Source organism: Rhizobium sp. L1K21 (genome assembly GCF_024055895.1).
GTDB lineage: Bacteria > Pseudomonadota > Alphaproteobacteria > Rhizobiales > Rhizobiaceae > Ensifer_A.
The window spans coordinates 888,023-909,868 of record NZ_JAMXLE010000001.1 but is presented as its reverse complement, the minus strand read 5'-3'; the positions used below and the strand labels follow the sequence as shown (position 1 = coordinate 909,868).

The 21,846-nt window shown below is 58.4% G+C and carries 23 protein-coding genes; 16 read left to right on the top strand and 7 right to left on the bottom strand.

The genetic code is table 11. The annotated features are described in order from the left end of the window. Positions 1-63 precede the first annotated feature (63 nt). Positions 64-1,047 carry a flagellin gene (locus NHF56_RS04305; RefSeq protein ID WP_252801867.1) on the bottom strand — a complete coding sequence of 328 codons (984 nt, stop codon included), beginning with the start codon at positions 1,045-1,047 and terminating at the stop codon, positions 64-66. 181 nt (positions 1,048-1,228) lie between these two features. Here NHF56_RS04305 and NHF56_RS04300 point away from each other — a divergent pair, with 181 nt between their 5' ends. After that, positions 1,229-2,239, top strand: a complete 1,011-nt coding sequence (locus tag NHF56_RS04300; RefSeq protein WP_252801865.1) for a 2-dehydropantoate 2-reductase — start codon at positions 1,229-1,231, stop codon at positions 2,237-2,239. On the opposite strand, the gene NHF56_RS04295 is transcribed toward NHF56_RS04300, so the two are convergent. Continuing rightward, entirely contained in the window at positions 2,236-2,496 is a 261-nt protein-coding gene (locus NHF56_RS04295) for a hypothetical protein (protein WP_252801864.1), read from the bottom strand. The two genes, NHF56_RS04300 and NHF56_RS04295, sit on opposite strands and share 4 nt — an antisense overlap. A gap of 185 nt (positions 2,497-2,681) precedes the next feature. Between NHF56_RS04295 and hemF the strand changes: the two genes are divergently transcribed. The 4 genes from hemF to NHF56_RS04275 all read left to right on the top strand — a co-directional run bounded on the left by hemF (position 2,682) and on the right by NHF56_RS04275 (position 5,592). Further along, positions 2,682-3,596: an oxygen-dependent coproporphyrinogen oxidase gene (gene hemF, locus NHF56_RS04290; protein ID WP_252801863.1), complete on the top strand. Its 915-nt coding sequence runs from the start codon at positions 2,682-2,684 to the stop codon at positions 3,594-3,596. 106 nt (positions 3,597-3,702) lie between these two features. Continuing rightward, positions 3,703-3,918, top strand: coding sequence for a hypothetical protein (locus NHF56_RS04285; RefSeq protein WP_252801862.1), 216 nt, complete (start codon positions 3,703-3,705; stop codon positions 3,916-3,918). Positions 3,919-4,039: 121 nt separating this feature from the next. Then, the gene (locus tag NHF56_RS04280; protein ID WP_252801861.1) at positions 4,040-4,225 is read left to right on the top strand and encodes a DUF1059 domain-containing protein; all 186 of its coding nucleotides are present in this window, start codon (positions 4,040-4,042) and stop codon (positions 4,223-4,225) included. 98 nt (positions 4,226-4,323) lie between these two features. Then, positions 4,324-5,592, top strand: a complete 1,269-nt coding sequence (locus NHF56_RS04275) for a diguanylate cyclase domain-containing protein (RefSeq protein ID WP_252801860.1) — start codon at positions 4,324-4,326, stop codon at positions 5,590-5,592. A gap of 20 nt (positions 5,593-5,612) precedes the next feature. On the opposite strand, the gene NHF56_RS04270 is transcribed toward NHF56_RS04275, so the two are convergent. From NHF56_RS04270 to NHF56_RS04260, 3 genes are read right to left on the bottom strand one after another with little or no spacing between them, the layout of a single operon-like run. Further along, positions 5,613-6,875 carry a CCA tRNA nucleotidyltransferase gene (locus tag NHF56_RS04270; RefSeq protein ID WP_252801859.1) on the bottom strand — a complete coding sequence of 421 codons (1,263 nt, stop codon included), beginning with the start codon at positions 6,873-6,875 and terminating at the stop codon, positions 5,613-5,615. Then, positions 6,869-7,504 carry a CoA pyrophosphatase gene (locus tag NHF56_RS04265; RefSeq protein WP_252801858.1) on the bottom strand — a complete coding sequence of 212 codons (636 nt, stop codon included), beginning with the start codon at positions 7,502-7,504 and terminating at the stop codon, positions 6,869-6,871. Before NHF56_RS04265 ends, NHF56_RS04270 begins: the two co-directional genes overlap by 7 nt. Then, positions 7,501-8,112: a DUF1285 domain-containing protein gene (locus tag NHF56_RS04260; protein ID WP_252801857.1), complete on the bottom strand. Its 612-nt coding sequence runs from the start codon at positions 8,110-8,112 to the stop codon at positions 7,501-7,503. The genes NHF56_RS04265 and NHF56_RS04260 overlap by 4 nt, the downstream gene beginning before the upstream one ends. 141 nt (positions 8,113-8,253) lie before the next feature. Between NHF56_RS04260 and NHF56_RS04255 the strand changes: the two genes are divergently transcribed. The 4 genes from NHF56_RS04255 to NHF56_RS04240 are packed head-to-tail and all read left to right on the top strand — an operon-like array spanning position 8,254 to position 15,021. After that, complete coding sequence (locus NHF56_RS04255) at positions 8,254-9,258, top strand: MoxR family ATPase (protein ID WP_252801856.1); 1,005 nt, start codon at positions 8,254-8,256, stop codon at positions 9,256-9,258. A gap of 11 nt (positions 9,259-9,269) precedes the next feature. Then, complete coding sequence (locus NHF56_RS04250) at positions 9,270-10,184, top strand: DUF58 domain-containing protein (protein ID WP_252801855.1); 915 nt, start codon at positions 9,270-9,272, stop codon at positions 10,182-10,184. Beyond that, the gene (locus NHF56_RS04245) at positions 10,184-12,955 is read left to right on the top strand and encodes a DUF4159 domain-containing protein (RefSeq protein WP_252801854.1); all 2,772 of its coding nucleotides are present in this window, start codon (positions 10,184-10,186) and stop codon (positions 12,953-12,955) included. The genes NHF56_RS04250 and NHF56_RS04245 overlap by 1 nt, the downstream gene beginning before the upstream one ends. Beyond that, positions 12,952-15,021 carry a hypothetical protein gene (locus tag NHF56_RS04240; protein ID WP_252801853.1) on the top strand — a complete coding sequence of 690 codons (2,070 nt, stop codon included), beginning with the start codon at positions 12,952-12,954 and terminating at the stop codon, positions 15,019-15,021. The genes NHF56_RS04245 and NHF56_RS04240 overlap by 4 nt, the downstream gene beginning before the upstream one ends. Before the next feature lie 13 nt (positions 15,022-15,034). Here the strand turns inward: NHF56_RS04240 and NHF56_RS04235 are convergent, their stop codons facing one another. Next, a complete protein-coding gene (locus tag NHF56_RS04235; protein ID WP_252801852.1) occupies positions 15,035-15,661 on the bottom strand; it encodes a TetR family transcriptional regulator in 627 nt (208 codons plus the stop codon). A gap of 94 nt (positions 15,662-15,755) precedes the next feature. Between NHF56_RS04235 and NHF56_RS04230 the strand changes: the two genes are divergently transcribed. From NHF56_RS04230 to arsH, 6 genes are all read left to right on the top strand, one after another. Further along, the gene (locus NHF56_RS04230) at positions 15,756-16,745 is read left to right on the top strand and encodes an NAD(P)-dependent oxidoreductase (RefSeq protein ID WP_252801850.1); all 990 of its coding nucleotides are present in this window, start codon (positions 15,756-15,758) and stop codon (positions 16,743-16,745) included. A gap of 94 nt (positions 16,746-16,839) precedes the next feature. Then, complete coding sequence (locus NHF56_RS04225; RefSeq protein WP_252801848.1) at positions 16,840-17,202, top strand: helix-turn-helix transcriptional regulator; 363 nt, start codon at positions 16,840-16,842, stop codon at positions 17,200-17,202. A gap of 17 nt (positions 17,203-17,219) precedes the next feature. Then, positions 17,220-17,747 (top strand): arsenate reductase ArsC, encoded by a 528-nt coding sequence (locus NHF56_RS04220; protein ID WP_252801846.1) that lies wholly within the window; start codon positions 17,220-17,222, stop codon positions 17,745-17,747. A 2-nt stretch (positions 17,748-17,749) separates the two neighbouring features. Then, positions 17,750-18,811 carry an ACR3 family arsenite efflux transporter gene (gene arsB / locus NHF56_RS04215; protein WP_252801843.1) on the top strand — a complete coding sequence of 354 codons (1,062 nt, stop codon included), beginning with the start codon at positions 17,750-17,752 and terminating at the stop codon, positions 18,809-18,811. A 2-nt stretch (positions 18,812-18,813) separates the two neighbouring features. Beyond that, positions 18,814-19,239: an arsenate reductase (glutaredoxin) gene (gene arsC, locus NHF56_RS04210; RefSeq protein WP_252801841.1), complete on the top strand. Its 426-nt coding sequence runs from the start codon at positions 18,814-18,816 to the stop codon at positions 19,237-19,239. Continuing rightward, on the top strand, positions 19,214-19,939 hold the full coding sequence (gene arsH, locus NHF56_RS04205) for an arsenical resistance protein ArsH (protein WP_373456246.1): 726 nt from the start codon (positions 19,214-19,216) through the stop codon (positions 19,937-19,939). Before arsC ends, arsH begins: the two co-directional genes overlap by 26 nt. A 187-nt stretch (positions 19,940-20,126) precedes the next feature. Here the strand turns inward: arsH and NHF56_RS04200 are convergent, their stop codons facing one another. Then, complete coding sequence (locus tag NHF56_RS04200) at positions 20,127-20,627, bottom strand: GNAT family N-acetyltransferase (protein WP_252801839.1); 501 nt, start codon at positions 20,625-20,627, stop codon at positions 20,127-20,129. Between the two features lie 236 nt (positions 20,628-20,863). Between NHF56_RS04200 and NHF56_RS04195 the strand changes: the two genes are divergently transcribed. Next, a complete protein-coding gene (locus tag NHF56_RS04195; protein ID WP_252801836.1) occupies positions 20,864-21,841 on the top strand; it encodes a glutathione S-transferase family protein in 978 nt (325 codons plus the stop codon). Positions 21,842-21,846: the final 5 nt, after the last annotated feature.

Sequence of the window (21,846 nt, the reverse complement as noted above, 5' to 3'; positions counted from 1 at the left end):
GGAAGCGCTGCTGAATGCAGGCTTCCCCTAGATGCTGAACCGAAATGCATAGCCTCCGCCCGATCAGGCAAACAGCATGAGCATGTTTTGCGGCTGCTGGTTGGCGATGTTGAGGGCTGTGGTCTGGAGCTGCACCTGCACTTTTTGTGCAGCCATGTTCACCGCCTGCTCTTCCATATTGGCATCCACCAGGCGCGCGACGCTGCGGTCGGTCACATCCTGCATGCGCTGCATGAAATCGGTATTCATGGTGATGCGGCTTTGCGTGGCGCCCAGTTTTGCACCGGCATCCGTCATGGAACTCAGCATACCGTCCATGGCCGAAATCATGCCGTCCAGCTCATCATTGGTCGTGTTGGCGGAAACCGAAATTTCCTGACCTGACGATGGCGTGGTGGAGCCTGCATCAAGCAGCTTGTAATCATAGGCGTTGCCCGCTGGCGTCGTGCCGGTATAGGACTTGGTCAGAAGGCCGTCGGCTGCGTCACCCTTGGCGACGAGATTGGTGGTATTGGTATCGAAATCCAGCGTTTCGACGTTGATCGAGCTGTCTTCATTGGCCGAGACGCCTGCAACCAGCGAGGTTGTACCCGGCTTTTCGGCTGCGCCCGTTGAAAGCCAGTTCTGGCCGGAAAAGCTCGTCGATTCAGAAACCGATGAAAGCTGTTCTTTCAGCTGCGAAATTTCCGCATTCACCGCATCGCGCTGCGTTCCGCTGACGGATTTCGCCAGGATCAGCTTGTTGCGAATATCAGAAACCAGATTGGTCGCCTGCTCCATGCCAAGTGCTGCCGTATCGGCTGTGGCCTGCGCAAGGCCCGAAGCATCCATTGCCGCGCTCATGGAGGTGCTGTTCGACGACATCGATTTGGCAATCGACCAATAGGCGGCATTATCCTGGGCGGCGTTGACCTCTTTACCGGAGGCAACCACCTTGTTTGTTCTTTCCAGCGCCGAGGTCGAGCCCGTGAGAAGGGCGACAGCTGATGCAGCAGTGGCATTAATCGAGATACCGGACATAGTGGGTATTCTCCGTTTGATTTCCATTGCATGCCGGCTCTCCGGCCAAGACAGATCGGCATCATGCCGCTGCCGGCGGTTGATAGACGCCAAGCAGACTGCTCCACATGCCACAATGACAGCAATGTCTTTCGCGGCGTTTGAAAAGATTGCTAAAAGTTTAACAATGCTGCATTTTTCGTGAAAAGCGTTTCGAGGAGAAAATGGTATGGCGCGTGCGGTGATATTCGGAGCCGGAGCAATCGGTTGTTTCAACGGGCTCTCATGGCTGTCGGAAAATCTCGACATTGCCTTTCTCGGTCGACCGAACACAGGCACGGAACTGAAAGAGCATGGCGGCACGATCACTGGCCCTTTTGGCAATCGGCACATTTCCGCAGAAAAAATCACCTATGGCACGACGCCGGATATCCTGCGCGAAAGCGAGATCATTTTTCTTGCGGTGAAGGCAACCGGCAACGAAACCGCAGCCGATGAAATCAGGGCCAATGCCAAACCGGGCAGCCTGATCGTTGCCCTGCAGAATGGCGTTGGAAATGCCGAGAGGCTCCGCGCCTGGCTGCCGGGTTTCGACGTTGTGGAGGGCATGACGCCGTTCAATGTGATCAAGACTGGTCCGGCCCAATGGAAGAAGACAATGAATGGCAAGGTGATCCTTGCCGATCATCCAAAACTCAAGCACTTTCTGGAACCGTTGAGCAGAACCGAATTCGACGTCCGGTTTCACGGCAACATGCGCGCAGTCTTGTGGAGCAAGCTGTTGCTCAATCTGAACAATGCGCTCAATGCGCTTTCAGGCGAAACCATTCACGCCGAATTTTCCAACCGGCAATGGCGCAAAATTCTGGTGGCCGCACAGCGCGAGGCCTTTGCGGTGATGGATGCGGAAGGGATAGAACCTGTACAGTTCACGCCTCTTCCACCGCGTTCTCTTCCCGCCTTCCTCAGCACACCAAATGTCATTTTCAACACGCTCGGCCTGCGCATGCTGGGCGTGACGCGCGACGCACGCTCCTCCATGTCGAGCGATTTTGCCGCCAATCGCAAAACCGAGATCGACTATTTGAACGGCGCTGTCGTTGATGTAGCGTCCCGCCACAACATCGCCTGCCCGGTCAACACCGCCATCGTGCGCATGGTCAAGGAAGCCGAAGCAGGCGGACGGAGAACGTGGTCCGCAAAGGAAATGTCTGCGGTAATCAGAAGCGGAAAATTCTAATCGGCTGTCGGAAGCCGTCGCATGGTGAATTCGATATCGCCGGTGTCGGTCTGCCGCCAGCTTTCCACGGTTGTCCAATAGGCGGCTTTGGGAAAGGCATCGAACCATTCACGCGCTTTCACGCGCGCTGCCTCGCGCGGCAAACAGAAGGTTTCACGCACGAACTGCCCATCGCGCCGCCCGGCATTTTGCTGCCGATGCCTGGCGATCTGCTGCTTCAATCCATCCAGATTGGGTGGCCTTGGAATACGCGCCATCACTTTTGCCCGACGTTCGATGCCTGAAAAACATGGGACCTGGCAGGAAAAGAGTCAATAAGTCGCAACATTTGCGCGCACCCTGAAATCACGTGGTTTTCTTTACCCGTCACATGTTCTAGAGCAGGAGTATGAACGCGATGAGGGCGCATCGCCAAAAATATGCGAATTGAACGGGGCAATACATGGAACGGCCGGACCTGCCGAAGGGGCTTCCATCCGATATCGAAGACAAGAAAGCTGCAGCGAAAGCCTGGTTTGAAAGCCTGCGCGACCATATCTGCGCGGAATTTGAAAAGCTCGAAGATGAGTTGACAGGCCCGCTGTCCGATTTTCCCGCCGGGCGTTTCACCGCCAAAGACTGGCAGCGAGACGAGGGAAAAGGCGGCGGCGGACGCATGTCGATGATGGAGGGCCGCGTTTTTGAAAAAGTCGGCGTGCACACCTCGACCGTCTATGGCGAGTTTTCAGACGATTTCCGCGCCCAGATGCCAGGCGCCAAGGAAGACCCGCGTTTCTGGGCCTCGGGCATTTCGCTGATTGCCCATCCGGTCAACCCCAATGTGCCTGCGGTGCATATGAACACCCGCATGGTGGTGACGACCTCCCGCTGGTTTGGCGGCGGCGCTGACCTGACGCCGGTTCTTAATCGCCGCCGCACGCAGGATGATCCCGACAGCCGCCTCTTTCACCGCGCCATGCAGATTGCCTGCAACCGCCACGCTCACGTTGCCGATTATGAGCGGCTGAAAGAATGGTGCGACCAGTATTTTTTCCTGCCCCACCGCAATGAAGCACGCGGCATCGGCGGCATTTTCTATGACTGGCTGCATTCTGAAGGTGAAGCGGGCGGCTGGAATGCCGATTTTGCCTTCACACAGGATGTCGGGCGCACCTTCGCACTCGTTTATCCGAAGATCGTGCGCACCAACTTCAACAATCCCTGGAGCGAGGAGGATCGCAACGAACAGCTGATCCGCCGCGGACGCTATGTCGAGTTCAACCTGCTTTACGACCGCGGAACGATCTTCGGCCTGAAAACAGGCGGGAATGTCGAATCCATTCTGTCGTCCATGCCGCCGGTCGTGCGTTGGCCCTGAGCGGGCCTGATCCAAATGGGGCAATTTTGTGATCTTGGGATTTTGGGATTCCCAAGTGCACAATTCGTGTTATCCTCTTTTTACATCATTGGAGGAGGATAGAAGCATGACTGAGTTTCGTAATCCTGCATACAAGCAAGATGCCCCCGGTTCGGCGGCGTCAGATGTCAATCGCATTCCGTCCAAGCGTTTCAAGAATACCGAATGGACAAAGGTGATCCAGCTCGAAGATAAGCCTTCGGATACGGTAAACCACGGGCCGGCATCCAGCGACGCCTACAATTCATGGGCAATGCCGGAACACCTGCGCGAAACGCACTAGCAGGCGGGATTAAACATGCACGCCTCCGTTCAATCGCCGAGATGCGCGACAAGAACGGCGGCGTCCTCCCCATGGAAATTGCACTGCGTGACAAAACGCATGCCGGCGAAAGGAGGAAACGATGAAAACCTTTGAATGTGGTAGCCTGGTCCCCGGGTGTGACTGGCACACCCGCGCAGACGATAGTGCCGAAGTGGTTCGCCGCGCGGTGGAACACCTGCGTCACACCCACGGCGAGACATATATCCGCGAAAATATGGTCGAAGAGATCAAAGCCCGGATCAGAGACACGTCCAAAGCGGCTTAAATTGACAGTTGGCAGATTGCGCCTGTTATCTGCCTCCGCGTTATCAGTATATTTAAGCTTTGCACCTAGGCTCCCCTCGTTGAAAAGGGGAGCGTTAAGTGGCGCTGATCAGCATACCGACAATTTTCATTTGTGCGTTTATTTCGATGGTCACGGCCAGCGTTGCAATGGGCGTTGTCGCATTAAACGACCGTCGGGAGAGCGCTGCTGGCTATTGGTTTTTGTGCTTTCTGCTCGGTGCCATCGCTCCGCTCGTCGTGTCCGTGCGCTCGATCTTTCCGGAGCATATCGTCCTTTTAGCCGCCACGCACTCCGTTATATCATTCTCGGCCTACATGCTTTTTTGGGCCGGCTTTCGTGCGTTCAGCAATCAAGCGGTGCCGAAATGGCCTATTTGGCTGACACCGACAGTTTGGCTGGCAATCTATTTGCTCTGGCCGCAGCTACGCCATGATACATATCTGCAAATCGCGCTGCATGGCGGGATCACGGGTGCGATAACATTGTTGTCGGCCTATACACTTTATGGCAATCCGCTCAACCGCCGCCTCCCCATGGCGTTTCCGCTATTGGTATTTCTTGTTGCCCACGTCGTTGTCATTTTCGCTCAGGTCGTTTTTGCCCTCACCAACCCCTCACCTAGCGTGGTTACGCATATCAACAACGCGTTGTGGAAGCTCTTCATGCTGGAGTCGTTCATCCACACCGTCTTCGTTGCGATCTCCTGCGTCATTCTCATCAAGGATCGTTCAGAAGAACAGCATCGCATTGCATCCGAAACCGACGCGCTGACAGGCATATCCAATCGCCGGGCCTTCGTAAAAGACACCGAACGCCTGCTGGAAGACGCCAATGACAGTGCTGCACTTGCCATCATCGATGTCGATCACTTCAAACTGATCAATGACCAATATGGTCACCAGGCCGGCGACCACGCGCTGATAAAATTTGCGCACTTGGTAAGTGAAAAGCTGCCGCCATCTGCCTTGTTCGGACGATTGGGCGGTGAAGAATTCGGCATCTATCTGCCGCAGTCTGCCGATCAGGCAGAACAGACACTCGAACTATTGCGCCAGCACGTTGCTGCCAGAAGCATTCAGTTTCATAACGTGGAAATCAAGCTGACAGTCAGCATCGGCATGGCCACAGTTGAAAAGGCAGGCAATGGTTTCGACCTGCTGGTTGCCGCAGCCGACTGCGCGCTCTATATCGCCAAGGAAAGTGGACGTGACAAGCTGGTGGTCTTCTCACCCGCCCAGCGCCTTCACAAGATTGTCGAAAAAGATGGCGAGAAACGCATCGGCCTTGCTGATGATCGTGTAAGCCGCAAGATCTCGCGCGGCACACCGCTTTCAGCAGCAGACTGAGGTTCGGTTATGGCCGGACGTTAATCCGGCTTAGCCAACAGCGCTTTGGCGCGCTCAAGCAGCATATCCCGATCGCCGGAGAAATTACGCTCGACCCAGGCATCTTCGACCTTGCCCAGTATCTCTCCGATCTGCGGACCCGGTGTAACGCCAAGCGCAATCATATCGGCACCGCTGATGGGAAATTGCGGTCGAGACCAGTTTTCAGCCCGCCGCACAAGTTCACTCAGCCGCGCAACCTTTGCCGTCATATCGATATCGCCACCACTCTTGGCGCGCGCAATAGCAAGCTTGATGCGAAGCCGGGTCAGAATGCCGTCGGGACCATACCGGTAAAGCATCCGGTCAAGCGCTGTCCCGGCAAGATCATCGGCAATCTCCGGCGCTGCGGCCCAGCGCTCGAAGAAGCCCGCCTCGGCCTTCGACATGCGCAACCGTTCGGCCATGGCGCTCAACCGCGCGCTGTCCGGCGGCACCATGCCGGCCAGCCGAAACAGCGGATCAGGCTTCCAGCCAAAGGCTCTGCCCGCGTCCACCAGCGCAGGCACCTCGTCGATCCCCCATTTTTCGCTTTCCGGCAGAACCAGCGTCAAAACACCGGTCGTGCGCATCCACAAGAGCGCCCGACCAGGATCCTCAGCGGCCAGAAGTTTTTTGAGCTCCTGCCACACGCGCTCCGCCGAGAGTTTGGAAATACCCTCTTTCGTGCGTGCAATCGCCTTCAGGGCGCTGGCATCGGGCCTGCCGGACCCGTAATGAGCGAAGAAGCGAAAGAAGCGGAGAATCCGCAGATAATCTTCGCGAATACGATCTTCAGCCTCACCGATGAAGCGCACTGTGCGGGTTTCGACATCGGCAATGCCATCGACAAGGTCGATCACCTGGCCTTCCGCGTCCGCATAGAGGGCGTTCATCGTCAGATCGCGACGCTCGGCATCTTGCCTCCAGTCCGTACCGAAAGCCACCTCGGCATGGCGCCCAAAGGTCTCCACGTCACGCCGCAGGGTCGTCACCTCAAAGCCACGGCCTTCCACCACCAGCGTCACGGTGCCATGTTCTATTCCGGTTGGCACAGCCTTTAGACCGGCATCTTCAGCCCGCGCCACCACATCCTGGGGAAGCAGTGTCGTTGCAATATCAACGTCAGAGATCGGCAGGCCCATCAGCGCGTTTCGCACCGCACCGCCCGCCACGCGCGCCTCGCCACCATCACCGTTGAGGAGGTCCATCACCCGCTTCAGCCGCGGTTCGTTGAACCAGTCTTCCTGAGCGACACTCACCATCCGTATAGCCTTTCGTAGAGTGTGCGCAGAATTCCGGCCGTCACACCCCAAATGTAATGCTCACCATAAGTCATGGAATAATAATAGCGCTCGCGTCCTTCCCAGACGCGGCTCTCGAGACGATGGTTACCCTCATTCATCAAGAAAGCCAGCGGGACCTCGAACACGTAATCCACCTCGTCCGGGTTCGGCTCAATCACAAAGCCGGGGCGCACGGAGGCAATGACCGGGGCGATCTTGAAACCTGTCATTGTGGAATAGTCTGGCAGCCGCGCAATCACATCGACATATTCAGGCGCCAGTCCGATTTCTTCTTCCGCCTCGCGAAGGGCCGCTGACTCAACCGACACATCGCCCGCATCAACTGCGCCACCAGGGAAAGCCACCTGCCCTGAATGTTTACGCAGATTGGACGTGCGCCGGGTAAAAATAACGCGCGGATCACCGTCATCATCAATCACCGGTATCAACACTGCTGCGTCGCGCAGATGAACTTGCGTCAACGTCTCGGCAAGTCCCGGATTGAGCAAAACATCGGCATGATCTTCCCAATCGAGATGGTCCGGCTCGCCCACCTGCTTAAGCGCCCGCCGCTTGAACTCCTCGATACTGAACCGTTCACGCGTCATTCGCTCAGCGATTCCAGCTCGGCCATTGGCATGATCGGGAATGTTGCACCGCCGGAGCGCACGCAGAACATCTCAACGCCATCAATGACAACAGTCTCGCCCAATTCCACCAGATCGTACATGACAGCCCGTGAAACAAGCGCCTCCAGCCGCCCGCGAACGTGAAGGTATGGCTTTAACTCGTTGTTGTCGCCATGAATGACAAAACGCAGTTCATGTTCCGGACCCGCCTCAACAAGATCGCCCACATTGGTGCGGAAGGTCAAAAGCGGCTGACCGTCACGCTCGGTCCGGCGCATCTCGACTGCCAGGAATGGTGCATCCTCGACCTTTATTCCCACCTTTTCCACAGGGGTCACCAGATAGGTCTTGCCATCCTCGTCCTTGCGCAAGACGGTGGAGAACAGCCGAACCAGCGCCTCGCGGCCAATCGGTGTTCCGAGGTAAAACCACGTTCCGTCCGCCCGGATTTCCATATCGAGATCACCGCAAAACGGCGGTTCCCACTTATCCACAGGCGGCAAGCCACGTCCTGATTTTGCCGCCCGCGATATCATCGCCGCCAGTCCTGCCGCATCCGAAGCCTGATCGAGTTTACCGTCTGCCATTCTTTTGTCTTTCTTCCAGTCATTCATGAAATAGTGATTTGAAAAGCGCTTGTCAGCCCGTCACAGGCGAATAAGCTGACATTACGCAAGCGGGGACCGTTTCTCCGCGATTCGGCAAAATCCGGTTTCAAGGAGGCCAACATGAGCGCACCAGCCAGTTTCGAGGATGCCATGGACGAAGCAGCAATCGTTGCTGAAGCGGAAAAAGCGCTTGTGGATATCGCCACCATCAAGGCTGAGATCGGCAAGGTGATCTACGGCCAGGAAGCGGTGGTGGAACAGGCACTTCTGGCCATCCTTTCCAGCGGCCACGCACTGCTGGTGGGCGTGCCGGGGCTGGCCAAGACCAAGCTGGTGACAACGCTTGGAACCGTTCTCGGGCTTGATTCCCGCCGCGTCCAGTTTACCCCCGATCTGATGCCGCCCGATATTCTGGGCTCTGAAGTCATGGATCAGGATGCTGAAGGCCGTCGGTCTTTCCGCTTTATCCGCGGACCGATTTTCACGCAGCTTCTGATGGCCGACGAAATCAACCGCGCCTCACCGCGCACCCAGTCGGCACTCTTGCAGGCCATGCAGGAATATCACGTGACCGTTGCCGGCCAGCGCAACGACCTGCCCCAACCCTTCCACGTTCTGGCCACACAGAACCCGCTGGAACAGGAAGGCACCTATCCGCTCCCCGAAGCCCAGCTCGACCGCTTCCTTTTGCAAATCGATGTTCCCTATCCGGAACTCGAAGCCGAGCGGCAGATCCTTCTCGAAACCACTGGCGTTTCGGAACGCACCGCTGAGCCTGTCATCACCACCGAAAGGCTCATGGAAATTCAAAGGCTCATCCGCCAGATGCCGGTGAGCGAGAAGGTGGTGGACGCCATTCTTGATCTCGTGCGGTCAGCCCGTCCCGGTCACGGCAATGAGATGACCGACAAGAATGTGGCCTGGGGTCCCGGCCCCCGCGCCGGTCAGGCCTTGATGCTGGTGACCCGCGCTCGCGCGCTTTACGAAGGCAGGCTCGCCCCTTCCGTGGACGATGTAATGGCAAGTGCCGAAGCCGTGCTGCAACACCGCATGGCGCTCACCTTCGCAGCCCGTGCCGAGGGTATGAGTGTCAAACAGGTCATTGCCGGCCTCACAGAACAATAGGACGTTATTGGATGGCGGCAATCGGACAAAGCGTTGAACCGGTTGCGGGCAGCGAAGCGCTGGCCCGGGCGCAGGCGCGCGCCGCCCTCATCCCCGACTGCCTTGTCGAAGCACAACGCGTCGCCAATACGGTGATCAGCGGCTGGCACGGCCGCCGCAAACGCGGGATTGGTGAAAATTTCTGGCAGTTCCGCCCCTATGCGCAGGGTGAAAATCTCGCCCGCATCGACTGGCGGCGCTCTGCCCGTGATGATCACACCTATGTGCGCGATCAGGAATGGGAAGCCGCCCACACGATCTGGCTCTGGGCCGACATGTCGCCGTCCATGATGTACAAGTCCTCGCTCGGGCAGGTCTCGAAAGAGAGCCGGGCCTTGGTGCTCATGCTGGCGTTGGCCGAGATCCTGGCAAGGTCCGGCGAGCGCATCGGCTGCCCGGGTGTTATGGAGCCGGTGGCGGCACGCAACGCCTCCGAACGGCTGGCTGTCGCACTTCTGCATTCCGATCAAACCGGCGGTTTGCCCGACACATCCATGATCCGCTCGCGCAGCGATATCGTTCTGATCGGTGATTTTCTCGATCCCGCCGAAACGATCATGAACCGCATTAGGCCGCTGGCAAGACGCGGTTTTCGCGGCCATGTGATCGAAGTGGCAGACCCCGCGGAGGAAGATTTTCCCTATTCCGGCAGAACCGAGTTCTCCGACCCCGAAACCGGCGTAAGAATCACCGCGGGACGCGCCGAAACATTGCGGGACGATTATCGCACCGCCTATTTTGCACGCCGTGAGAGCCTGGGCGAAGGCCTGCGCCAGCTTGGCTGGACCTTCACGCCACATTCCACCGGAAGACTGGCCTCCGAAGCGCTGGTCAAGATTCACATGTATCTTTCCGGCCGTCCCGGCGAAGCGTCAGGTGGGGCGTGATGGGGGCTTTTGCATTCACGGCCCCCTGGCTTCTGGTCGCCCTCATTGCCATTCCGGCGATCTGGCTTTTGCTTCGGTTGACGCCACCGCGACCGCGCCGCGAGGTTTTCCCGCCGCTTGCCATTCTCTCAGGCGTGTTGAAGCCTGAGGAAACGCCCGCCACCAGCCCATGGTGGTTGACCTTGCTGCGCATGCTCTTGGCCACGCTGGCCATTCTGGCCATGGCCGGCCCGGTGCTCAATCCAAACGAAAGCACGCTGTCGTCCACCGGCCCGCTTGTTTTGCTCGTCGACAATGACTGGGCCTCAGCACCGGAATGGGAACAGAGGATCGAAACCGCAAAGGCTCTGGTCGCCGAGGCTGAGGACAAGGACATCCCCGTGTCCGTAGCCTTCACCGCCAACGCACAAAACGATGCGACCGCAGGCGATGCCCGCGCAGCAATCGAAAAGCTCGACGCAGCAAGACCGCAGCCGCTACCGGCAAAACGCGAAACCGCCATCAAGGCCATCAGTGAGGCGCTTGGCGGCACTGAGCCGGGCACCTTTGCATTCGTCAGTTCCGGTGTCGCGGCACAGGATGAGGGTGTTGGTGAAGCCATTGCAGCGCTGAAGCCGCAGGATACGCTCCTGATCGAAGGCGATGCAGCAAGCACGGTTGCTCTGACATCGGTCCGCAACACGGCAAACAGTATCGAAATCAACGCTGCCCGGCTTTCTTCTGCCGAGGCGCAGACATTTCAGGCCGATGCGCTGGACACAAAAGGTCGTGTGATTGCCTCCGGCACACTCAGCTTTGGCGCCGGATCGACGGAGACGACCGGCAGCATTGAAGCCCCCTTCGAGTTGCGCAACGACTTTGCCCGCGTTGTCCTGCGCGCCGAACCGAGTGCGGCAACCACATACCTTCTGGACGACGCCTTCAAGCGCAGACGTGTCGGCCTCCTGAGCGGCGAGGCACGCGATCTCGCCCAGCCGCTTCTGTCGCCACTTTATTACATCCGCGTGGCCCTTTCGCCCTATGCCGATATCAGCGAGCCGGACGGCAGTGATTTCCTCAAGGTCATCCCGCGCCTGATTGAAGAAAAGCCCTCCGTGATCGTGATGGCCGACATCGGTCGCCTGCCGGACGAAGCCTATCCGCCACTGGAGAACTGGATTGAAAATGGCGGCACGCTCATACGCTTTGCCGGTCCGCGCCTGGCCTCCGCACCGACGGATGACCCGCTCGTTCCCATTCGCCTGCGCCAGGGCGAGCGCACACTCTCAGGTGCCATGTCTTGGAGCGAGCCGCAGCCGCTCGCCCCGTTCACCCGCACAAGCCCTTTCTTCGGTTTGCCAACGCCCAAGGACGTATTGATCAACCGTCAGGTTCTTGCTGAACCCTCACCCGATCTTGAGCAGAACACATGGGCAAGCCTTGCTGACGGAACACCGTTTGTGACCGGCAAGAAGGTGGGTTCGGGCAATATCATTCTCTTCCACACAAGTGCGGAAGCCACATGGTCGAACCTGACACTTTCGGGCAGTTTCGTTGAAATGCTGCGCCGGCTGGTGCAGCTCTCATCCTCCACCGGCGGCGCAACTCAGCAGCAGGGCGCCCTGCCCCCTTATCGCCTTCTCGATGCAAACGGTCAGCTCACAACACAGACAGGCGCAGCCAAGGCGCTGCCGGGCGGCGATATCACGCAAACCAGCGTCAGCATCGACAACCCGCCCGGCCTTTATGGGTCCGAAGACGGCTTCCGCGCGCTCAACCTCTTCAGCGCGGGGGCAGAACTGAAGCCGCTCGATCTCACAGGGCTTCCCGCCCTCAGGCAGATGGGCTTTACCGGCTCCGATCAGGTTTCGCTGCGCAGCTATCTGCTGATCGCCGCATTCCTGCTCTTGATTGCAGACAGTATCGCAGTCCTGGTGACCAATGATGCGATCCCGCGTCCCCGCCGGTCGATCTCCACGAGCGCGGCAGTTGTTTTGGCCATCATGTTCGGCATGAGCGCTTTCCATGATGCCCGCGCCGATGATCGCATGCCGGGCGACGAAAAGATCATGGCCGCGGTCGATGAGACCCATTTCGCCTATGTGCTGACCGGCGAAAACACAGTGGACGATGTTTCGCATGCGGGTTTGCAGGGGCTGTCCGAATTCATCAGCTATCGCACCGCACTCGAACCGGGTGAACCGATCGGCGTGAACCCCGAGACGGACGATCTCGTGTTTTACCCGTTCATCTACTGGCCCGTAACCTCCACCGCGCCCGTGCCCTCGCCGGAGGCCATCAGCCGCATCGGTGCCTATATGCGCTCGGGCGGCACGGTGATCTTTGACACCCGCGACCAATATGCCGTTCTTGACGGCACCACGGGCGCAAATGGCAGACGGCTTCAGGACATTCTCTCCAATCTGGATATCCCGCCGCTTGAGCCCGTGCCTGCCGACCATGTGCTGACAAAATCCTTTTACCTTTTGCAGGACTTTCCGGGCCGCTATACGGGTAGCCCGCTATGGGTTGAAGCTGCCGGCGACGCCTCCCCTAGCGGCGCACGCCAGGCCGATGGCGTGTCCTCGATCCTCATAACGGGCAACGATTTTGCCGGTGCCTGGGCGGTGGATGATCAGGGCTATCCGCTGCTGCCGATGTCTGCCTCGGACGGAAACCAACGCGAAATGGCCTACCGCACCGGCGTGAACATCATCATGTATATGCTAACCGGCAATTATAAGAGCGATCAGGTGCATGTGCCTGCCCTTCTCGAAAGGCTCGGCCAATGAGTTCGATCAGCTTTGCGCCGCTTTTGCCATGGCCTGTAATTGCAGCCGGTGCTTTCGTTGCCGCCGTTCTGATTGCAATCGGCTTGCGGGCACGTCTGCGCGGCGCATGGCTGCGCGCCACCGCATTGGTGCTTCTGCTGCTGGCCATCTGCAACCCCTCTTTTGTTTCCGAAATCCGCGATCCGCTCTCATCCATTGTCGCCATCGTGGTGGACAAGAGCCAGAGCCAGCAACTGCCTGAGCGGCAGGCGCAGACGGATATGGCCGTAACAGCCTTGCAGGAGCGCCTTTCAAAACTCTCCGGCATTGAGCCGCGCGTGATCGAGGTGCGCAACAAGAGCGATAACAATTCGCCCTCTACACAGCTTTTCACCGCCCTCACATCCGCACTTTCCGACCTGCCGCCCACCCGCATTGGCGGTGCTGTTCTGGTGACGGACGGTCAGGTGCACGATATTCCAGACAATATCGACCAGCTGGGCTTCAACGCACCGGTTCACGCGCTGATTACCGGGCGTGAAGACGAGTTCGACCGTCGCGTCGAGGTGGTCAAAGCGCCGCGCTTCGGCCTCGTGAAAGAACCCCAGGAACTGACCTTCCGCGTGGTTGATGATGGCAAGAGCCCCGGCGGTGAAGCGCTGGTGACCGTGCGGCTGAACGGCGAGGAATTCGGCAAGGTGCGCGCTGTCCCCGGACGCGAGCAGACCATGCAGTTCACCCTCGACAAGGGCGGCGAAAACGTTCTCGAACTGCAGGTCGCCGCACTGCCGGGCGAAGTGACCGCCACCAACAACACCGCCGTTCACGTCATTGACGGCATACGCCAGAACCTGCGCGTTCTGCTCGTATCGGGCGCACCGCATATGGGTGAGCGCGCCTGGCGCAATCTTTTAAAATCCGACACCTCCGTCGACCTCGTGCATTTCACCATTCTGCGCCCGCCGGAAAAACAGGATGGCACGCCGATCAACGAACTGTCGCTGATTGCCTTTCCGACGCGCGAACTGTTTGTCGACAAGATCAACGATTTCGACCTGATCATTTTCGACCGCTATCAGCACCGCGGTGTTCTGCCGATCCTCTATTATGACTATATCGGCGAATATGTGCGCAATGGCGGCGCGCTTTTAGTCGCCGCAGGCCCCGAATATGCCAGCACCCACACGATCGCCGACACGCCGCTTGCCGACATTCTGCCCGCGCTGCCAACCGGCAACGTGGACAATGAACCCTATTATCCCCGCCTCTCCGATATTGGCCGCAAGCATCCCGTCACACGGGGACTGCGCGGGGCCGACAGCGAACCACCCGCCTGGGACCGTTGGTTCCGCACCGTCGATGTGAACCGGCCATCAGGCGAAACGGTGATGGTGGGTGCCAACGAAGACCCGCTTCTGGTGCTGAACCACGAGGGCGAAGGCCGCGTGGCCATGCTGTTATCCGATCAGGGCTGGCTCTGGGAACGCGGCTACAATGAAGGCGGCCCGCATGTGGCGCTTTACCGGCGCATCGCCCATTGGTTGATGAAAGAACCGGAGCTTGAAGAAGAGGCGCTGACCGCCACATCACAAGGGCTGACGGTCGAAATCACCCGCCAGACGCTCGCCGACTCTGCCGAGCCCGCAACAGTGAAACTGCCCTCGGGCGAGAGTGTGCAGGTGCCGCTGACCCGTGAAGAGCCCGGCCTCTACCGGGGCCGCTTCACGGCCGAAGAAACCGGCCTCCTGCACATTCAAAACGGCGACCTGACCACACTGCTTCACCTGGGCGCTGTGGATGCACCGGAATTCAAGGCCGAAGTCTCGACGACCGAAACACTCCAAAACATCGCCAGTGCCTCCCACGGCATCGTCCAGAGGCTGGCCGACGGTGACGGTATCAAACTGCCGCAAATCCTTCCCGTCCGCGGCCAGGTCCGCATCGACAGCGGCAACCGCATGGTCTTCCGCCTCACCGACGAAACGGTCCTGAAGGGCATCAATACGCTGCCGCTGTTTACGGGGCTTTTGGGATTGGCGGCGCTTTTGATGGCGGTCAGCGCGATGTGGTGGCGTGAGGGGCGATAAGGCACTGGACCGCCTAATCCGCAGAGGGATGCAGGCCATAGTCAACGCCGGCCTCGAAGGCTCGTGTTAAGGTTGCCACCGTGGCGCGTAGCTGAGGCTCAACAGGCGCGTTCATCTCAATGGCCTGCGCAAGCAGTTGGGGATGAACGAAGACCGTGACAGCGTCGCGCACCACGGCTGCCGCTATGGAAACGTCATTCACGTGCCACTCTCCCCGCTCAACACCCTGGGCGATCAGCTTCTCGATCAGCCGGGTCATGCGCTGCGCATAAGCGACGATCATGTCCTGGCGCTCGACCAGAATGCGCCGAAAAAGTTCATGGATCTCCCTGTCGCCTGAGAACCGCGCACGCTTGCGATGATGAATGTCGAGCACCATTTGCAGCAGACGTTCGGCCGCGGTGCCATCCGCCTCCAACCACCTACGGGCAAGTTCCTCTTCTTCATCCATGGCTTCCTGAACGATGGCGTCCATAACCGCGGCCTTGGAAGGAAAGAACCGATAGAGCGCAGCATGGCTGACCCCGAGCGCTCTGCCGATATCCACCATATTCGTCTTGCCTTCGCCCAGCCTGCGGACAAGGGCAGTCGCGGCTTCAAGGATCGTCGCAGGCGAGATGAGATTTTGCTTTTCCGGCATGGGCGGAAAATACGCACGCCGCCACCCCTTGTCAACAAGTTACAATATACGTATTTTGTAACTTGTTACTGAGATCAGACTAAAAGGTAGCAAAATGACCAAGGCCTTCGTAACAGGTGGCACCGGCTTTCTCGGTGGCCGACTGATCAAGATGCTCGTGAACAGAGGCTGGCAGGTGCGCGCCTTGCACCGATCACCTGGTGATGCGGCGAAACTGCAAGCATTGGGTGCCGTGCCGGTACTGGGCGACCTCGACAGCGTGGATGCGCTGTCACGCGGGATCGGTGATGCTGAAGTGGTGTTCCACGCAGCCGCCATGTTCAAGCTGTGGGGGACGGCAGAAGCCTTCGAGCGGGCGAATGTCGACGGAACACGCAATGTTCTGAAGGCCGCAAAGGCACAAGGGGTCAAACGCTTCATTCAGATCGGCGCGGGTGCCGTTGTCATGGGGCCGGGAAAATCCATGCGCGACGTTACCGAAGACGCACCGCTCTCTTTCCCCCATTGGGCGCCTTACATTGCCAGCAAGGGGCGCGCGCAGCAGCTTCTGATCGAAGCCGACGACCCTGCGGGCATGCGCACGGCGATCATTCTTCCCCCCATGATCTGGGGTGCCGGCATGCCCATGATCCGCGAGACAATCCACAATGTGAATGCCGGGAGGTTCAGGTGGCCGGGCGGCGGCAAAAGTCTGATGTCCACCGCGCATGTCGAGAACGTGTGCCATGCCGCAGTGCTTGCGGCTGAAAACTCTACCACCGGTGGCCGCGCCTATTTCGTCACCGACGGTCAGGACCGAAGCCTGCGGGAGGTGATGGGCACCTTGCTTGCCACACAAGGCGTTGATCCGGGCGACAGATCTGCCCCCCTCGGTGTCGCGTGGTTCATGGCGACCATCATGGAAGCGGCGTGGCGCACCTTCCGCCTCAGGGGGGAGCCGCCGCTGACGCGCCAGATGCTGCGACTGGTCGGCTACGACTTCACCATGTCCGACCGCCGCGCCCAAAACGAACTGGGATACACTCCAGTGGTCACTTGGGAGCAAGGCATCGAGGAAATGCGCGCGGCAGCTCTCCGATCATGAACGCCAGGATGCGCGCCACGGCCGCATACATGTTCTTTCGCAGATCGGAGCGACCCGACATTGACAACAAACTAATTTCCATTATTCTGGATATATGGATAATACAAAAACTATCGCGGCACTGGCCGCTCTTGCGCAGGCGACAAGGCTCGAGACCTTTCGGCTGTTGGTATCTAACGAACCCGATGGGATAGCCGCCGGAGAGCTCGCGCGTTTGATCGGCGTGCCGTCGAACACGATGTCGGCGCATCTTTCCACCCTGTCGCAAGCAGGCTTGGTTAAAGGCGAGCGCCATAGCAGATCGATTATCTATCGCGCTGACCTTGATGTGCTGCGAGACGTCACTCTGTACCTTCTCAAGGACTGCTGTGGCGGCAACGCAAGTCTCTGCGCCCCGCTCATTGATGAGCTCAGCCCCTGTTGTCCACCAAACACACGACCGCAGGTAGATGCCTAACCAGAGAGAACACCGTCATGTCCGACAAAGTTTATAATGTTCTGTTTCTTTGCACGGGCAATTCTGCCCGTTCCATTCTGGCCGAATCCATACTGCAAAAGGAAGGCGGAGGGCATTTCAATGCCTATTCTGCAGGAAGTCACCCCAAGGGTGAAGTCCATCCGCTTTCGCTGAAGACGCTTTCCGCGCTCGGTTATCCGCATGAGGGTTTCCGATCAAAGAGCTGGGACGAATTCGCCGAACCCGGCGCTCCGGAGTTCGACTTCGTTTTCACGGTCTGCGACAATGCCGCCGGTGAGACTTGCCCTTTATGGATCGGCCATCCGATGACTGCCCATTGGGGTGTCGAGGACCCCGCGGCTGTGGAAGGTACAGCTTTCGAACAGGAACGAGCCTTTGCAGAAGCTGCACGCTATTTGAAGAACCGCATCGTCGCATTCACCAACCTGCCTCTCGCATCAATCGACAAGATGGCGCTTGAGACGAAGCTTAAACAGATTGGCACCATGGAAGGTTCAACCAATCCCGACGGAAAGGTCGCCTGAGCATGTCCACATTTGAACGCTATCTCACAGTCTGGGTAGCTCTATGCATTGTTGCCGGTATCGCGCTCGGTCACGCATTCCCCGGCCTTTTCCATGCAGTCGGCTCTATGGAAGTCGAGCAGGTCAATCTGCCCGTCGCCGTTCTGATTTGGCTGATGGTCATTCCGATGCTGCTGAAGATCGATTTTGCAGCACTATCCGAGGTGGGAAGACATTGGCGCGGCATCGGCGTGACCTTGCTGGTCAATTGGGCCGTCAAGCCGTTTTCGATGGCTCTGCTCGGCTGGCTGTTCATCGGTTGGCTGTTTCGCCCCCTGCTGCCGGAAACACAGATCGACAGCTACATCGCCGGACTGATCATCCTGGCAGCCGCGCCCTGTACGGCGATGGTCTTCGTCTGGTCCAACCTCACAAAGGGTGAACCACATTTCACATTGAGCCAGGTAGCACTCAACGATTCAATCATGGTCGTCGCTTTTGCACCCATTGTTGCTCTGCTGCTCGGCCTTTCCGCGATCACCGTCCCGTGGAACACGCTCATTCTGTCGGTTGTGCTCTACATCGTCATCCCAGTGATCGTTTCCCAGCTTATCCGCCGCGCGCTTATAACGAACGGTTCGACGACCCGGCTCGAAAGCCTGCTTGGCAGATTGCAGCCTCTGTCCCTTGTTGCCCTGCTTGCAACCCTCATTCTTTTGTTCGGCTTCCAGGGAGAACAGATCATTGCTCAGCCCGGCGTCATCGCGTTGCTTGCTGTTCCCATCCTCATCCAGGTTTATTTCAACTCCGGGCTTGCCTACCTTTTGAACCGCTGGTCGGGCGAGCAGCATTGTGTCGCGGGACCCTCTGCGCTGATCGGTGCCTCGAACTTCTTTGAACTCGCCGTGGCAGCCGCTATCAGCCTGTTCGGCTTCAACTCCGGCGCAGCGCTTGCGACTGTAGTTGGCGTTCTCATCGAGGTTCCCGTGATGCTCTCGGTTGTCTGGATCGTGAACCACTCCAAAGGGTGGTACGAAAGCGCCCCCGCTGTGGCCCGCAATACCACTGCGGTCAAGGAATCCTGATCATGGACGTCACGATCTACCACAATCCAGCCTGCGGGACGTCGCGCAACACGCTCGAGCTTATCCGGCATGCGGGCATCGAACCCACTGTTATCGAATACTTAAACACACCACCGAGCCGCGAAAAACTGGTCAGCATGATTGCAGATGCGGGTCTGACAGTCCGCGAAGCCATTCGTCAGAAGGGTACGCCCTACACCGAACTGGGGCTTGATAATCCGGCCCTATCTGACGATGCGCTTCTTGATGCCATGTTGGCCGAGCCGATCCTGATCAACCGGCCTTTCGTCGTCACTGCGATGGGAACGCGCCTATCGCGCCCGTCCGAAGTGGTCCTCGACATTCTGCCCGCAGACGCTTTCAAGGCACCATTCGTCAAGGAGGACGGAGAGGCCATCTTGGGTGAAGGAGGCAAACGTATTGGCTGATTTTCCCGCCGCCGAGCCGCAACATCTCGCAAAGCCTGATCTTGACGCCCTGCGTCCTGCCTTTTCGAGCCATCCACCGCGAATTATGATCCTCTATGGCTCACTGCGGCAGGTCTCCTACAGCCGCCTTTTGGCCGAAGAAGCAGGCCGGTTGCTGACCGAACTCGGAGCAGAAGTCCGCTTCTTCGACCCATCCGGGCTGCCACTGCCCGATGATGCGCCGGTAGAACATCCAAAGGTTCAAGAACTGCGGCAACTGTCTGAATGGTCTGAAGGGCAGGTCTGGGTCAGTCCCGAGCGGCATGGCCAGATTACGGGTATCATGAAGGCACAGATCGACTGGATTCCGTTGTCCATCGGCGCAATCCGCCCAACACAGGGAAAGACGCTCGCGGTCATGCAGGTTTCAGGCGGATCACAGAGCTTCAACGCCGTCAACGCGCTCCGCCTACTCGGGCGCTGGATGCGTATGATCACAATTCCGAACCAGAGCAGCGTTGCCAAGGCATGGCAGGAATTCGACGCGAATGGGCGGATGAAGCCCTCGTCTTATTACGACCGTGTCGTTGACGTCTGCGAGGAGCTAATGAAGTTCACCCTGCTGACCCGTGATTGCGCCGCCTATCTCACCGACCGATACAGCGAGCGGAAGGAAGAAGCAGCCAGGCTTGAGAAGCGGGTGAGTTTGCAGTCGGTTTGAATGACCAACACCTGAAATAAATTCCTGTCCGTCGATGCGCATGAAAAACCAACGAAGGACAGGAACTTTGAACGGGCACGATGATATTCGCACGGTTCTTGCACACCCGACGCGGCGAGGAGCCCTGAGGCCATATCCATATCGCTGATCACAGCGCAAACCGACCCTCCCCGCAGCCTCGTGCCCCTCACCCCCGCCAGCCAATCACACCTTTCAGCCGCGCATGCGTATCATCCGCCATCGGCACCACAAGCACGCGTGCCGGATCGACCGGGCCGGGAAATTCCAGTGCATTATAGGCCACCTTTTCGAAACCGAGCGGGCCGTAATAGGGTGGGTCGCCGACGAGGATGACGCCTTCGGAGCCTTTTTTGCGCGCGCCTTCCACCGCGATGCGGACAAGCTCGCGACCAATGCCGAGGTTCTTGTGGGAGGGGCGCACGGCGAGCGGGCCAAGGAGATGGCCGTTCACACTGCCCGCCAGCACCGGCGTCATGCGCACAGATGCGATAACGGCACCATTGTCGGTTGCCACGAAGGACAGCGCGCGGTCATGCGGCCCCTGCTCACGGATGCGCTGGGCAGCCTTGGCGAACCGGCCTGGGCCGAACGCTTCGTCATTGATGATTTCGATAATGTCGTCGTGGGTGGCGTCTTCGGTCAGGAAGAGGACGTCGTGCTTTTTCATGGATGTTCAAACCGCGATAAACTGCATAAAAGACCGGTCGCGCAAATGCGCGTTTTCAAAAAGATCTTCAGCGTCGTCGCAGGTTGTTCGCAAACATCGGATGCACATTCCCCAAAAAGTAGGAACGCCGATAGCAGTATTTTTGAGCGTCGCCAATAGCAAAACGGACCGTTCAACGCATTTACGGTTCATTTTCTGATTCCTTGCCACTATCTCCATACGAAAGGAGATTGATAATGGGTAAGCTGGTTGATGGCATCTGGAAGGATGTCTGGTACGACACGAAGGAAAACGAAGGGAAGTTCAAGCGCTCCGAAAGCGCATTCCGTAACTTCGTGACGGCAGATGGTTCACCGGGGCCGACTGGCGACGGTGGCTTCAAGGCAGAAGCAGGACGCTATCACCTCTATGTGTCCCTGGCCTGCCCCTGGGCGCACCGCACGCTCATTTTCCGCAAGCTGAAGAAGCTCGAAGACATCATATCCGTTTCGGTTGTCGATTATCTGATGCGCGAGAACGGCTGGGAGTTCAAGAAGCGCGATGGCGCAACCGGCGATGCGCTCTATGGTCTGGATTATCTCTGGCAGCTTTATACCCGCGCCAAACCGGATTATTCGGGCCGCGTGACCGTGCCGGTTCTGTGGGACAAGAAGCAGAACACGATTGTCTCGAACGAATCCGCCGAAATCATCCGCATGTTCAACTCCGCCTTCAACGATCTGACCGGGGATGAGCAGGATTTCTACCCTGAGGACCTGCGCGACGGTATCGAAGAAATCAACGCGCGCGTCTACGACACGGTCAACAACGGCGTCTACAAGAGCGGCTTTGCCACCACGCAGGAAGCCTATGGGGAAAACGTCTTCCCGCTGTTTGAAACACTCGACATGCTGGAAGAACGGCTGTCTTCGAACCGCTATCTGATGGGCGACCGTTTGACGGAGGCCGACTGGCGGCTCTTTACGACGCTCATCCGCTTCGACCCGGTCTATGTCGGCCATTTCAAATGCAACATCCGCCGCATTGCCGACTATCCGAACCTCTCAGCCTATATGCGCGAGCTTTACCAGTGGCCGGGCGTGAAAGAGACGGTGAATTTCCACCACATCAAGTCGCACTATTATGCAAGCCACACGATGATCAACCCGACCGCAATCGTGCCCGTCGGGCCTGCCCAGGACCTTGAAGCCCCGCACGGGCGGGACAACCTTTAGACCGT

What these genes read in the sequence shown, in the direction of transcription:
- NHF56_RS04305 (WP_252801867.1), bottom strand. Translation starts at nt 1,047, where the DNA reads ATGGAAATCAAACGGAGAATACCCACTATGTCCGGTATCTCGATTAAT.
- NHF56_RS04300 (WP_252801865.1), top strand. Translation starts at nt 1,229, where the DNA reads ATGGCGCGTGCGGTGATATTCGGAGCCGGAGCAATCGGTTGTTTCAAC.
- NHF56_RS04295 (WP_252801864.1), bottom strand. Translation starts at nt 2,496, where the DNA reads ATGGCGCGTATTCCAAGGCCACCCAATCTGGATGGATTGAAGCAGCAG.
- hemF (WP_252801863.1), top strand. Translation starts at nt 2,682, where the DNA reads ATGGAACGGCCGGACCTGCCGAAGGGGCTTCCATCCGATATCGAAGAC.
- NHF56_RS04285 (WP_252801862.1), top strand. Translation starts at nt 3,703, where the DNA reads ATGACTGAGTTTCGTAATCCTGCATACAAGCAAGATGCCCCCGGTTCG.
- NHF56_RS04280 (WP_252801861.1), top strand. Translation starts at nt 4,040, where the DNA reads ATGAAAACCTTTGAATGTGGTAGCCTGGTCCCCGGGTGTGACTGGCAC.
- NHF56_RS04270 (WP_252801859.1), bottom strand. Translation starts at nt 6,875, where the DNA reads ATGGTGAGTGTCGCTCAGGAAGACTGGTTCAACGAACCGCGGCTGAAG.
- NHF56_RS04265 (WP_252801858.1), bottom strand. Translation starts at nt 7,504, where the DNA reads ATGACGCGTGAACGGTTCAGTATCGAGGAGTTCAAGCGGCGGGCGCTT.
- NHF56_RS04260 (WP_252801857.1), bottom strand. Translation starts at nt 8,112, where the DNA reads ATGGCAGACGGTAAACTCGATCAGGCTTCGGATGCGGCAGGACTGGCG.
- NHF56_RS04255 (WP_252801856.1), top strand. Translation starts at nt 8,254, where the DNA reads ATGAGCGCACCAGCCAGTTTCGAGGATGCCATGGACGAAGCAGCAATC.
- NHF56_RS04250 (WP_252801855.1), top strand. Translation starts at nt 9,270, where the DNA reads ATGGCGGCAATCGGACAAAGCGTTGAACCGGTTGCGGGCAGCGAAGCG.
- NHF56_RS04245 (WP_252801854.1), top strand. Translation starts at nt 10,184, where the DNA reads ATGGGGGCTTTTGCATTCACGGCCCCCTGGCTTCTGGTCGCCCTCATT.
- NHF56_RS04240 (WP_252801853.1), top strand. Translation starts at nt 12,952, where the DNA reads ATGAGTTCGATCAGCTTTGCGCCGCTTTTGCCATGGCCTGTAATTGCA.
- NHF56_RS04235 (WP_252801852.1), bottom strand. Translation starts at nt 15,661, where the DNA reads ATGCCGGAAAAGCAAAATCTCATCTCGCCTGCGACGATCCTTGAAGCC.
- NHF56_RS04230 (WP_252801850.1), top strand. Translation starts at nt 15,756, where the DNA reads ATGACCAAGGCCTTCGTAACAGGTGGCACCGGCTTTCTCGGTGGCCGA.
- NHF56_RS04225 (WP_252801848.1), top strand. Translation starts at nt 16,840, where the DNA reads ATGGATAATACAAAAACTATCGCGGCACTGGCCGCTCTTGCGCAGGCG.
- NHF56_RS04220 (WP_252801846.1), top strand. Translation starts at nt 17,220, where the DNA reads ATGTCCGACAAAGTTTATAATGTTCTGTTTCTTTGCACGGGCAATTCT.
- arsB (WP_252801843.1), top strand. Translation starts at nt 17,750, where the DNA reads ATGTCCACATTTGAACGCTATCTCACAGTCTGGGTAGCTCTATGCATT.
- arsC (WP_252801841.1), top strand. Translation starts at nt 18,814, where the DNA reads ATGGACGTCACGATCTACCACAATCCAGCCTGCGGGACGTCGCGCAAC.
- NHF56_RS04200 (WP_252801839.1), bottom strand. Translation starts at nt 20,627, where the DNA reads ATGAAAAAGCACGACGTCCTCTTCCTGACCGAAGACGCCACCCACGAC.
- NHF56_RS04195 (WP_252801836.1), top strand. Translation starts at nt 20,864, where the DNA reads ATGGGTAAGCTGGTTGATGGCATCTGGAAGGATGTCTGGTACGACACG.